The sequence below is a fragment of the Mesorhizobium sp. M4B.F.Ca.ET.089.01.1.1 genome, from assembly GCF_004022605.1.
Classification (GTDB): Bacteria; Pseudomonadota; Alphaproteobacteria; order Rhizobiales; family Rhizobiaceae; genus Mesorhizobium; species Mesorhizobium abyssinicae.
In genome coordinates this window covers 1-11554 of record NZ_RZOS01000166.1, presented here as the reverse complement: position 1 = coordinate 11554, position 11554 = coordinate 1, and the positions used below count along the sequence as shown (strand labels likewise).

Sequence of the window (11554 nt, the reverse complement as noted above, 5' to 3'; positions counted from 1 at the left end):
GTGTCATTGGAAGGATCGGCGATCAGCATGCGGCGGTCGCGGCCGAGCCACAGCTTGACGGTCAGCCGGGCCTCGGCCTGGCCGCGCGGCTCGAACTCCTGGCTGTCTTCGAGCGCGAGGCCCGCCTCGGCGAACCACTCGGCGATCTGCCGGTCGGAAAAGCCGAGCCGCATATGCGCGTGCTGGTCGCGCAGAAACTCCAGCGCATGCGGCGCGAAATCGACGATCACCAGCCGGCCCGCCGGGCGCAGCAGCCGTGCCGCCTCGCGGATGGCGCGGGCGGGATCGTCGAGATAATGCAGCACCTGATGGATGGTGACCAGATCGAAGGCATCGCGCTCGACCGGCGGCGCGAAGATGTCGCCCTGGCGCACCTGCGCGTTGGCGATGCCCGCCTTGTCCAGATTGGCGCGCGCCACCGTCAGCATCTCGCGCGACATGTCGATGCCGACGCCGCGCCGGTAGAGCGGCGAAAAGATCTCGAGCAGCCGCCCGGTGCCGGTGCCGAGGTCGAGCATCGACTGGAACGGCCGCTTGCCGACGAGCCTGAGCAGAGCGGCCTCCACCGCGCGGTCCGGCACATGCAGCGAGCGGATGTGATCCCAACTCGCGGCATTCTCGGAGAAATATTCGGCGGCGCGGTCCTGCCGCTTGCGCTTGACCGCCGCCAGCCGCTCCATGTCGCGCTCCACCTGCGGGTCGGCACCGCGGATGCCGGAAACGAGCCTGAGGACAAAATCGCGCGCGGCGTCCGTGTCGGAAAGCCGGAAGAACGCCCACGACCCCTCCTGGTAGCGCCCGATCAGCCCCGCCTCCAGCAGCAGCTTGAGGTGGCGCGACACGCGTGGCTGCGACTGGCCGAGAATTTCGGTAAGATCGGAAACGGTAAGGTCGCCGCGCGACAGGAGCGCGAGGATGCGCAGCCGGCTGGATTCGGCCGCTGCCTTCAATGTATCCACCATCGTATCGAGCGCGACGTGCATGAGTGTTTCTCTTTGAAAAAGATATAAACATATGTTTATGTCGATTTTGACAACCATGCAAGGCCAATGTCGCTTCCTGACAAGAAAATGACGCATGCATGATCCACGGGCGGAAACCGGTTTTCGGATGAGCGAGGCCAGAGCCATGTTCGAGACACGCGAGGGCGAAAGGCAGCTGGAAGCCGATCCAGCCGCCATGTCGTCGGACGGCCATGTCGTCTTCATCGGCCGCATCGCCTCGCCATGGACGAGCCGCGAGACCTGCCCGAAGAACATGCGGGCCGCGCGGGAGGCGGGACAGCCCGCCGTGCTGACGATCGACCCGGCCTATCGCGAGGGCCTTGCCGGGCTGGATCGCGCCAGCCATGTCATCATCCTGTCCTGGTTCGATCAGGCGCCACGGAATCTGATTGTGCAGAAACCTCGCCATGCGGCTGAGCCGAAAGGCGTTTTTTCGCTGCGCTCCCCTGCCCGGCCGAATCCGATCGGGCTCCATGTGGCGAAGCTCGTCGCCCTCGACATCGAAGCCGGACGTCTCGACCTCGATGCCATCGACGTGCTCGACGGCACGCCGGTCATCGACGTCAAACCCTATTTCGCCTCGACCGATGCGTTTGCCGAGGCGGTCATTGCCGGACGCGACGAGCGATGAAAGCGCCGACCAATCGCCGCCGCGCCATCGCCAAGGCGCTGACCACACTGTTGCCGCTGGCACCCTACGCCGACATCGAGAAGATCCGCGCCGACGCCGGCTCGGCGCGTCTGCACAATCTGCCGGCGTCGATCTCCGTCTGGCTGGCGACGATCGCCCATATCCGCCACGTCCACACCGACTACGAGAAGCTCTTGGCCGAGGGCTATGACCGCGACTCCGCGCGCTTCTTCGTCATCGAGCAGACCAACATCGTGCTGACCCGCTGGCGCGCCACGCGCCTGCTCGAGTCGGAAGACGAGGACGACGAATGAAGCAGCGCCACGGGCGCACTGTCGGCGCCACTTGAGCCTCTGACGAGGCCAAACAGCACCGGTTGGCTGGCTCTATTTCATTCGGGGCGGCGCGCTAGCCTGCCTCGACTATCGAGCGGGGACGAATGCGATGAGCCAGAACGCTGCAAGGACACCCACCGGAGCGCTGCCCTTGCTGTCCGATCGCCACGTCGATCCGCATGCCTATCCCCAGGGCGTTGCCTTCCTCGATGGCCAATACCTGCCGATGTCGCAGGCCAAGATCTCGGTGCTCGACTGGGGCTTCCTGCATTCGGATGCCACTTACGACACCGTCCATGTCTGGGACGGCAGCTTCTTCCGGCTGGACCTGCATCTCGACCGCTTCTTCGGCGGACTGGAGAAGCTGCGCATGACGATCCCGTTCGACCGCGACGGTGTCACCGAGATCCTGCACAATTGCGTCGCGCTGTCCGGCCACCGCGCCGCCTATGTCGAGATGCTGTGCACGCGCGGCGCCTCGCCGACCTTCAGCCGCGACCCGCGCCAGGCGGTGAACCGCTTCATGGCTTTCGCCGTGCCGTTCGGCTCGGTCGCCAATGCCGAACAGTTGCGCCGCGGCCTGCATGTCGCGATCAGCGACAAGGTGCGCATCCCGCCGGCCTCGATCGACCCGTCGATCAAGAACTACCATTGGCTCGACCTGGTGCGTGGTCTCTACGACGCCTATGACCGCGGCGCCGAGACCGCCCTGATCCTCGATTTCAACGGCAATGTCGCCGAAGGCCCGGGCTTCAACGTGTTCCTGGTCAAGGACGGCAAATTGTCGACGCCGGCGGTCGGCGTGCTGCCCGGCATCACGCGCCGCACCGTCTTCGACCTCTGCGCCGAGGCCGGCCTTTCCGCTGCAGCGGTCGATGTCGGCGTCGCCGCCCTGAAAGCAGCTGACGAGGTTTTCATCACCTCGACCGCTGGCGGCGTCATGCCGGTGACGGTGATCGACGACGCCCCGGTCGCCGACGGCAAGGTCGGCCCGATCACCAGCCGGCTGATGGGGCTCTACTGGAAGAAGCACCAGGACCCGGCCTGGTCGAGCCCGGTGCGATATCCCTAGCTCGCCGCCCAAGGTGCGCAGCGATTCAGGTCAGGCCGGCCTCACCTGAATCTCAGCGGATGCTAGGCTCGATAGATCCACTGCTCCGGCACCCGCACCGAGATCTCCTCGCCGGTCCTGATCGTGCCCGGCTTCTCGACCCAGGCGACGATGCCACGCAGCCGCTTCGCCGCTTTCGGGAACAACAGCGCGCCGGCCTCGTGGTCGGCCATGCCGGCATTCTCTGCGACCGAGCGCCCGGCAATGCGGCATGGCCCGTTCTGGGCGTCGACCTTGATCGTGAGGCCGCCCTTGAAGAACAGCAGCGTGCCGGACGGCAGCATGGAGAGATGCGGCAGCCCTTCGATCAGCAGATTGGCGCCGATCCATTCCGGCTTGATCTCGGCCAGACCCATCCGCTCCGCAACGATGGCCAATTCGTCCGCCGCCACGATCGACAACTGCCGCTCGTTGCGCATCTCGGTGCCGCGCGGATACCAGGGCTCGCGGCCGCCGGAGCGGCGCGTGGCGCCGGCATGAAAGTCGCCGTCTATGCCGTCGAAGCCGAGCCGCAGCTCCTCAACCGCCCGCGTCTCGAAATGATCGAACGGCGCGACGTAAAGTGCGGAAACCTTCGCCGCGAGCTTGCGCGCGGGGACGATCTCGGCAGGGGTCTCCGCCGCGGGGAACAGATCCAGTGTGCTTGCCGTCTCTTGCATGCCTTGGCTTAGCCGATATCGCCGGACAGGGTCCAGTCGAAAGCACTGATGATCCGATCAGGCGCCTTGATGCCCATATCGCTGATCACGACCTTCTTACCCGATTTTCGCCTTGCGCCGCATTGCCGCCGCGCCATGACGATCCGATAGTGATGTCACGGAGGAGGCTTCCATGCATCCCGCACCGGCAATCGCGGCGCTCTGGCTGTTCTGGGTCGTGTCCTGGCTGGCGGCCGTCTTCTGGGCCGACCCGGCGGCAAAACGCGTCGGCTTTCGGGAGGAAGCGCGCTACCGCGCCCTGTGGACGATCGGCGCGATCCTGCTGTTCGTGCCGGCGCATGGTTATGTCGGCAGGCTTCGGCTCTGGATGCCGACCCTCGCCGAAGCCTGGATCTGCGTCGCCCTGGTCGCGGTCGGCCTCGCCTTCTCGTGGTGGGCGAGGCTGCATCTCGGCCGGCTGTGGTCGGGCACCGTCACCGCCAAGGCCGATCACCGCGTCGTCGATACCGGCCCCTATGGGATGGTCCGGCATCCGATCTACACCGGCCTGCTTGTGGCGATACTCGCCACCATGGCGGCGAAGGGCACGGTCTGGGGCGTGGCCGGCGCCGCCTTCCTCATAGTGGGCATCGTCGTGAAGGCCAGGCTTGAGGAGAGCTTCCTGCGCGGCGAGCTTGGTACGGCCTATGACGACTATGCCAGGCGCGTGCCGATGCTGGTGCCGTTTGCACCAAACTAGGCGCCAAAGGGTGTTTGAAGCCGCCGTTTGCAGACCGGCCTCACCTACCTCACAGCATCTTGAGCAAGGCGCCGCCGATCGAATAGCCGGCGCCGAAGGCGCAGATCAGGCCGAAATCGCCGGCCTTCATGTCGGCATGGTTTTCCGACAGCGCGACGATGGCGCCGGCGCCGGCGGTGTTGCCGAGCCGCTCCAGCACCATCGGCGCACGGTCGTGGTCGACCTCATGGCCGAAGGCGAGCTTCAGGATCATCGCGTTCATGCGCGCATTGGCCTGATGCAGCCAGAAGCGCCGGATCGCCTGCGGCGTCAGCCCATGCTCGGCCAGGAACTCGACGATGAATTTGTGGCCGGCGACGGTGACTTCCTTGAACACCTTGTTGCCGACCTGCTTGATCAGGTTGCCTTCGAGATCGATCCTGTAGGGATCGTCCTGGGCGGTGCGGGTGTGGTAGCCGAGATTGGTGCGGATGTTGTTCGACATCTGCGTCCAGGTGCGGGTGTCCAGCACCTCGAAGCGCCCCGGCCGCTTCTCGCCCTGCTCCAGTCCCTCGACGATCATGGCGACCGAGGCATCGCCGAAGATGAAATGCGTCTGCCGGTCGCGGAAGTTGAGATGGCCGGTGATGATCTCCGGCGTCGAGACCAGCACCCGCTTGTGCGCGCCCGCCCGCACGAGGTTGGCCGCTATGTGCAGCGCGGCCGCGGCGGAAGAGCAGCCGAGCCCCATGTCGAAGCCGGCGCCCTTCGTGCCCAGCGCCTGCTGCATCTCGATGGCGATCGCCGGATAGGGCCGCTGCTGGTGCGAGGCCGAGCAGATGACAAGGTCGATGTCGGATGGTTGCAGGCCGGCATGATCCAACGCCTTCCTCGCCGAGGCGATGCCGAACTCGGCCTGCAGCGACAGCGCATCGTCCGGCCGCGCCGGAATGCGCGGCGCCATGCGGGTCGGGTCGAGAATGCCTTCGCGCTCGACCACATGACGGGTCCGGACGCCCGAGGCATGGACGATGAAATCGCTGTCCGACTTCTGCAGCAGCGCCTCGCCGGCGATCTCGCGGCGCGCATTCTCCGTGTCGACCCAGGCGTTGAAGCTGGCGACCAGCTCTTCATTGGTGATGACAGGTTCAGGGATTTCAGCGCCGATGCCGCTGATGATGACGCGATGCATTTCCAATCCGTCCCCTGCGCGGGCGTTGCGGCTTGATGTGAGCGCCAGGGCTCCCGGCGCAACACTTGTCGCATTTGGCCGGTTTATGCCAGCTTAAATCGAATGCTTTGAATTACCAGGCGCAGAGCTTGGTGTTGGTCTGCGGATTGTTCCAGCAGGCGCCGTCGTCGCGGCTGCGCACGAACTGCCCAGGCAGCGACACATTGCGGCGGCCGAAATTGATATAGCCATAAGCAAAGCCCGGGCCGTCGATTTCAAGCACATAGGTGGGATAGCCGGGCGCCGAGATGCGGAAGCTGCCGTCGCTGGCGATCGCCCTGTAATTGCAGGAGAAATAGCCGTCATCCGTGGTGAAGCAGCGCGCCCGTTTGGCCTCTGCCGACATCGAAAAGGCAAGCAGCGTGGTCACGCCCACGCAACCGCCCAGAACCATCTTCCCCAGCGCCATAGTCTACCCCCTGCCACCTGGACCACCGATCACGATCCAGGCTGAAAGACTGCGCATGGCGGCGAAATCCGGTCAAGCACTCGTGATGAGCGCGGCGCGGTGTGGCTAACGCTTCTTAACCGGGACGGCGCGCGGCGATGAAGATGCGGGGAAAGCGCAGCAGCACCTTGCCGTTCGCCGTCTTCGGATAGGCTTTGGCGATCCTTGCCGTGTAGCTCTTGAGGAACAGCTTGCGCTCCTCGGCGTCGAGCGGATCGAGAAACGGCTTCAGCCCCGTCGACTTCACCCATTCGACGATCGCCTCGGCATCGGCGAGCGGGTGATTGTAGATTGTGTGCCAGATGTCGAGCCGGTCTGAATACGGCGACAAGAGATCGTAGTAGAACAACACCGGCGGCAGCGGCTCGCGGGCGGCACCTTTCAGCTTTTCGGCGAACGGCATCTCGGCCGCCGTCTCGCGCATGGCCCGGTGCGACGGCTCGCCGAGATTGTCGGGCATCTGCACGGCCAGCGTGCCGTGCGGGCTCAAGAACCCCATCAGCCGCTGGAAGACGGCGGGATGTTCCGGCAGCCATTGGAACACCGCATTGGCGAAGATGACGTCGACCGGCTTCTCCGGCTGCCAGGCGGAAGCGTCGGCGAGCCCGAAGGTCACGTTCGGCAGCCGCGCCCTCGCCTTCTCGATCATGTCGGGCGACGTGTCGAAGCCGCTGACCTCGGCATCCGGCCAGCGCTGGACCAGAAGCTCGGTCGAATTGCCCGGCCCGCAGCCGATGTCGACGACGCGGCGCGGGAAATCGACTGGTACTTGCGCAACCAGGTCGCGCGCGGGCCGCGTGCGCTCGTCCTCGAATTTCAGATATTGGGCGGCGGACCAGTCAGCCATTTCGGAACCTCTTCGTTCGCCGCCCTCGGCCAATATTACCGCGTCAGCCGCTTGTGCGTCATGCGGTGCGGGGTTGCCGCTTCGGCGCCGAGGCGACGCAGCTTGTCCTTCTCATATTCCTCGAAGTTGCCCTCGAACCATTCGACATGCGCATCGCCCTCGAAGGCGAGCATGTGCGTCGCCATGCGGTCGAGGAACATGCGGTCGTGGCTGATGATGACGGCGCAGCCGGCATAGGCTTCCAGCGCGTCTTCCAGCGCGGCCAGCGTTTCGGTGTCGAGGTCGTTGGTCGGTTCGTCGAGCAGAAGCACGTTGCCGCCGCCCTTCAGCATCTTGGCCAGATGCACGCGGTTGCGCTGGCCGCCCGAAAGGTTGCCGACCTTCTGCTGCTGGTCACCGCCGCGGAAGTTGAAGGACGAGCAGTAAGCGCGGCTGTTGACCTCGTGCTTGCCGAGCTTGATCACCTCGGCGCCGCCGGAGATTTCTTCCCACACCGTCTTGTTCCCATCGAGCGCATCGCGGCTCTGGTCGACATAGCCGAGCTTGACCGTTTCGCCGATGCGGACCGTACCCGCATCCGGTTTTTCCTGGCCGGTGAAGGTCTTGAACAGCGTTGTCTTGCCGGCGCCGTTCGGGCCGATGACGCCGACGATGCCGCCCGGCGGCAGCCTGAACGACAGGTCCTCGATCAAAAGCTCGTCGCCAAAGCCCTTGTTCAGGCCTTCGACCTCGATGACCACATTGCCGAGCCGCTCGCTCGACGGAATGACGATCTGGGTGTCGGTCGGCTTGCGGTTCTGCGACTGCTCGACTAGTTCCTCATAGGCCTTGATACGCGCCTTCGACTTGGTCTGGCGCGCCTTGGGCGAGGACTGGATCCACTCGCGTTCGCGCCAGATCGACTTCTGACGCGCGTCGTCTTCGCGGCCTTCCTGGATCAGGCGCTTGGCCTTGGCGTCGAGATATTTGGTGTAGTTGCCCTCGTAGGGAATGCCGCGGCCGCGATCGAGCTCCAGGATCCAGCCGGTGACGTTGTCGAGGAAGTAGCGGTCGTGGGTGATGATCAGCACCGAGCCCGGATAGTCGCGCAGATGCTTTTCCAGCCATTGCGTGGTCTCGGCGTCGAGGTGGTTGGTCGGCTCGTCGAGCAGCAGCAGGTCGGGCTGCTCCAGCAGCAGCCGGCACAGCGCCACGCGGCGGCGCTCGCCGCCCGACAGGTTGGTCACCTCGGAATCGGCCGGCGGGCACTGCAGCGCGTCCATCGCCATCTCGACCTGCTGCTCGAGGTCCCACAGGTTCAGCCTGTCCATCTCGTCCTGGAGCTTGGCGGACTCGTCCGCCGTCTCGTCGGAATAGTTCATCATCAGCTCGTTGTAGCGCTCGATGATGGCGGTCTTCCTGGCGACGCCGTCCATGACGTTTTCACGCACGGTCTTGCTGTTGTCGAGGTGCGGCTCCTGCGCGAGGTAGCCGACGGTCGCGCCTTCGGCCAGCCACGCTTCGCCCTGGAACTCCTTGTCGAGCCCGGCCATGATGCGCAGGATGGTCGACTTGCCCGAGCCGTTGGGCCCGAGAATGCCGATCTTGGCGTCCGGGTAGAAGGACAGATGAACGTTATCGAGCACCTTCTTGGTGCCATAGGCCTTCGACAGGCCGGACATGTGATAGATGAACTGGCGAGCCACGCGCGCTTTCCCTGAGAGTTGCTGGATGTCGGAATGAATGGGATTGCGCGCTATGTAGGCGATGCCGTGCCGATCGGCAATCGCTTTCGGCGCCGCGGCCCGATCAGCAAACGCTCGTCTGCCTGCAAGCATTCGGTTGCCATCGCCCTTTTTCGGCGCGCCAAGCGTCGATGCGCAAGCACCGATTAATCATTTCCCGGCAAAACGGAGGTGGATGACAATCGCCGGTTGCTGGCGATTTCAGCGAAAAGGACGGATCGACGGCGTGTTGAACGGTTTCCTGCTCCTTGCCGAAGCGGTTCTCTATTTCGGCGTCATGGTCACGCTGTTCCGCTTCAGGGCGCGCATCGGGCTCGGCGTCTTCGTCTGCGCGCTCGGCGTCATGCATTTCCTGGAAACCTATCTGGCCAGCGTCTTCTATGTCGCCCTGCCCTTCGGCATGGTCTCGCCGGGCTCGGCGGTGCTGTTCTCGGGCAAGCTGGTGATGCTGCTCCTGCTTTACATCAAGGAAGACGCGGCGACGGTGCGCCAGCCGATCTATGGCCTGCTGCTCGGCAATGCCCTGATGATCGGTCTGGTGCTGATCCTGCGCTTGCATTCGATCTCACCGCTTCCCGACGGCAAGCTTCCCGACATCGGTTTCATCGACCAGATGGGCTGGCTAATGGTGTGGGGCACGTCGCTTCTGTTCGTCGACGCCATTCTGATCATCCTGCTCTACGAAAAGCTCGGCCGCTATCTTCGCGCTCGACCCTTCGCCCGCATCCTGGTGTCTGTCGCCTGCGTCCTGACCTTCGATCAGGCCGGCTTCTTTACCGCACTCCATTTCGTCGCCGGCGCGCCGATCGAGGTCTTCTTCGGCGGCTGGTTCGCCAAGATGGCGGCGGCGCTGGCCTATAGCGGCATGCTCGTCGCCTATCTCAGATGGGTCGAGGACCACGACATTGCGCTGCCGCGCGGCCTCTCGGACATTTTCGACACGCTGACCTATCGCGAGCGTTACGAAGCGCTGGTCAAGCATGTGGGACGCGACGGCCTGACCGGCCTGCTGCATCGCGGCAGCTTCGAGACCGACGGCCAAACCGCGGTCGCCCGCAGCCGGAGCACCTTAAGGCCGCTCAGCTTGCTGATCGTCGACGTCGACCATTTCAAATCGATCAACGATCGCTTCGGCCATGCCGAGGGCGACAAGGTGCTTAAGTCGATCGCCACCGTGCTGACCGAGGTCGCCGGCGCCGAGCAAAAGGTATTCCGGATAGGCGGCGAGGAATTCGCCATCCTGACCGAGCAGCCGCACGCCGTCGCAAGGCTGCTCGGTGAAAGCATCAGGCACGCGGTCAAGGCATCCGCCAGCACCAGCAGGTTCGAGCTGACCGTCAGCGTCGGCGTTTGCACCCTTGGCGATGCCAGTAACTCCCTGGCCGATATCTTCGCGCTGGCCGACGAACGTCTCTACAAGGCCAAATCGGCGGGGCGCGACCGCGTCATCGGCGAACTGGGCGACGACGAGGCCGAAAATCCCGGCATCTGGACGAGATCGGCGTAAGGCGCCGGTGGCGGAGCGAAGCGTCCCCGCCAGGCTTACTGGAAACCGGTCGGGTCGACTGTGCCCTTCGGGCAGCCCGCCTTGGAGGTCGGCGCGGCAGCCAGCATCAGGCTGCCCAGCGTGCTGTCGGGGCCGATAGTGCCCGACAGCCCGAGCGTCAGCTCGCCGATCATGCGCCTGCCGCTCGAGGGGTCGACCAGGCAGGAGACGCGGACCCGGTTGCCGGCGCCGGCGCCGAAGGCGCTGTCGAAAGCATTGCGGATCTGATCCGACGTCAGCTGCTTGCCGATATGCTTGGTGAAGAGATCGCGCACCGGCGACGCGTTCACCGCCCGCATCAGGTTCAACGCATCCGAAAAGTACTCTTGCTGGCTCTTGCCGTAGCAGGTGCCGTGCTTGATCCATTCATGGCGCTCCAACTTGGAGGCGGTGCCCGGCATCACCTGATCGAGCTCGGCGCGGGTGCTCGCATCGAGCTCGACCTTCGGCAGGTCCTGCCAATGAGCGGGATTGTCGTTGGCCTTGTCGCTTGCCGTCACCTGGCAATAGAAGTTGCCGTTCGGCTGCGGCCACAGCCCATGCAAGGCGAAATGCGTGGCGTCGAAACCGGCCTTCGACTGCGCCTGGCATTCGGGCTTGCTGGACTTGGTCTCGCAGAAGGCCGGTTGCCAGCTCAGCGCGAAGACATATTCCGGCTTGCCGGAGCCAGGCTGCGCCGGCTTGTTCTGCTCGACGGGCGCCGGCGTCGCCGCAGCACTGGCGCCGGTGACATGGCCGCAGCCGGTCTTCACCCAGCGGCGATCCGGATCGGCGCCCGGCACGAGGATGAGGTAATGCGTCGGCTCGTCCTTGTTGCCCGCTAGCAGCTGGTAGCTTTGCCCGGCCGCGGTCGATACGTTCCCGGGGTTCTTGCCGCTCTTGATCGCCTGCGTCGCCGGACAGGCGGCATCGGCCACGAAGCTACCGCTCATCTTCACATCGGCCCGCGCTGCTCCGGCGAGCGCCGTGACGGCGGCAGCCAACAAAAAAGCAAAACCTGTCCGCATTCCCCGCACCTCGGCTCAAAATGTCGCGGCACACACTGCCGCTGTCTCCGTGTCAGAATTGCGATGGCCCGCGCCGCAGGAGAAGAAGCCCACAGCGCAAAATCAGCCGGGCCGCATTGACCTAAAACCGGCGCCAGCGCAAACAAAACTCTCGTGAGCACGAGAAGGGCGTCGGGGGGGACGAAGCGAAATGCCATTCAGCCAGCAGCGCATGGTCAAGTCGCCGACCGGCGCCGACCTCAACCTCTATGTGAAGCAGGCGAGCGGCCACCCGCGCGCCGTCGTCCAGATCA

General features: G+C 64.8%; 13 protein-coding genes and 1 pseudogene. 6 read left to right on the top strand and 8 right to left on the bottom strand.

All coding sequences use genetic code 11. The features are described from left to right. Nucleotides 1-983, bottom strand: a 983-nt coding sequence (locus tag EN780_RS17155) for a metalloregulator ArsR/SmtB family transcription factor (RefSeq protein ID WP_128274796.1), incomplete at its 3' end; no start/stop codon positions are given. Nucleotides 984-1110: 127 nt separating this feature from the next. On the opposite strand from EN780_RS17155, the gene tsaA reads away from it, so the two are divergent. From tsaA to EN780_RS17140, 3 genes are all read left to right on the top strand, one after another. Continuing rightward, nucleotides 1111-1635, top strand: coding sequence for a tRNA (N6-threonylcarbamoyladenosine(37)-N6)-methyltransferase TrmO (tsaA, locus tag EN780_RS17150; protein ID WP_128274795.1), 525 nt, complete (start codon nt 1111-1113; stop codon nt 1633-1635). Beyond that, complete coding sequence (locus EN780_RS17145; RefSeq protein ID WP_127391914.1) at nt 1632-1949, top strand: DUF2293 domain-containing protein; 318 nt, start codon at nt 1632-1634, stop codon at nt 1947-1949. Before tsaA ends, EN780_RS17145 begins: the two co-directional genes overlap by 4 nt. Nucleotides 1950-2079: 130 nt before the next feature. Then, nucleotides 2080-3042 (top strand): D-amino acid aminotransferase, encoded by a 963-nt coding sequence (locus EN780_RS17140; protein WP_128274794.1) that lies wholly within the window; start codon nt 2080-2082, stop codon nt 3040-3042. 62 nt (nt 3043-3104) lie between these two features. Here EN780_RS17140 and EN780_RS17135 read toward each other — a convergent pair whose 3' ends face one another. Continuing rightward, nucleotides 3105-3740: an MOSC domain-containing protein gene (locus tag EN780_RS17135; protein ID WP_128274793.1), complete on the bottom strand. Its 636-nt coding sequence runs from the start codon at nt 3738-3740 to the stop codon at nt 3105-3107. A gap of 8 nt (nt 3741-3748) precedes the next feature. Beyond that, a complete protein-coding gene (locus EN780_RS41380; protein ID WP_281035369.1) occupies nt 3749-3877 on the bottom strand; it encodes a hypothetical protein in 129 nt (42 codons plus the stop codon). 35 nt (nt 3878-3912) lie between these two features. Here EN780_RS41380 and EN780_RS17130 point away from each other — a divergent pair, with 35 nt between their 5' ends. Beyond that, complete coding sequence (locus EN780_RS17130) at nt 3913-4479, top strand: isoprenylcysteine carboxylmethyltransferase family protein (protein WP_128274792.1); 567 nt, start codon at nt 3913-3915, stop codon at nt 4477-4479. Nucleotides 4480-4528: 49 nt separating this feature from the next. Here the strand turns inward: EN780_RS17130 and EN780_RS17125 are convergent, their stop codons facing one another. The 4 genes from EN780_RS17125 to ettA form a co-directional block, all read right to left on the bottom strand. Further along, entirely contained in the window at nt 4529-5650 is a 1122-nt protein-coding gene (locus EN780_RS17125; RefSeq protein WP_128274791.1) for a beta-ketoacyl-ACP synthase III, read from the bottom strand. 112 nt (nt 5651-5762) lie between these two features. Then, complete coding sequence (locus tag EN780_RS17120; RefSeq protein ID WP_128274790.1) at nt 5763-6098, bottom strand: hypothetical protein; 336 nt, start codon at nt 6096-6098, stop codon at nt 5763-5765. A 115-nt stretch (nt 6099-6213) separates the two neighbouring features. Continuing rightward, nucleotides 6214-6984, bottom strand: coding sequence for a trans-aconitate 2-methyltransferase (tam, locus tag EN780_RS17115; protein WP_128274789.1), 771 nt, complete (start codon nt 6982-6984; stop codon nt 6214-6216). Between the two features lie 35 nt (nt 6985-7019). Beyond that, entirely contained in the window at nt 7020-8669 is a 1650-nt protein-coding gene (gene ettA, locus EN780_RS17110) for an energy-dependent translational throttle protein EttA (protein WP_127283276.1), read from the bottom strand. A 265-nt stretch (nt 8670-8934) separates the two neighbouring features. On the opposite strand from ettA, the gene EN780_RS17105 reads away from it, so the two are divergent. After that, entirely contained in the window at nt 8935-10215 is a 1281-nt protein-coding gene (locus EN780_RS17105) for a GGDEF domain-containing protein (RefSeq protein ID WP_128274788.1), read from the top strand. A gap of 35 nt (nt 10216-10250) precedes the next feature. On the opposite strand, the gene EN780_RS17100 is transcribed toward EN780_RS17105, so the two are convergent. Further along, complete coding sequence (locus tag EN780_RS17100; RefSeq protein ID WP_128274787.1) at nt 10251-11261, bottom strand: ribonuclease; 1011 nt, start codon at nt 11259-11261, stop codon at nt 10251-10253. A 190-nt stretch (nt 11262-11451) separates the two neighbouring features. On the opposite strand from EN780_RS17100, the pseudogene EN780_RS40680 reads away from it, so the two are divergent. After that, nucleotides 11452-11554: pseudogene (locus EN780_RS40680) on the top strand (alpha/beta hydrolase); the annotation flags it as partial.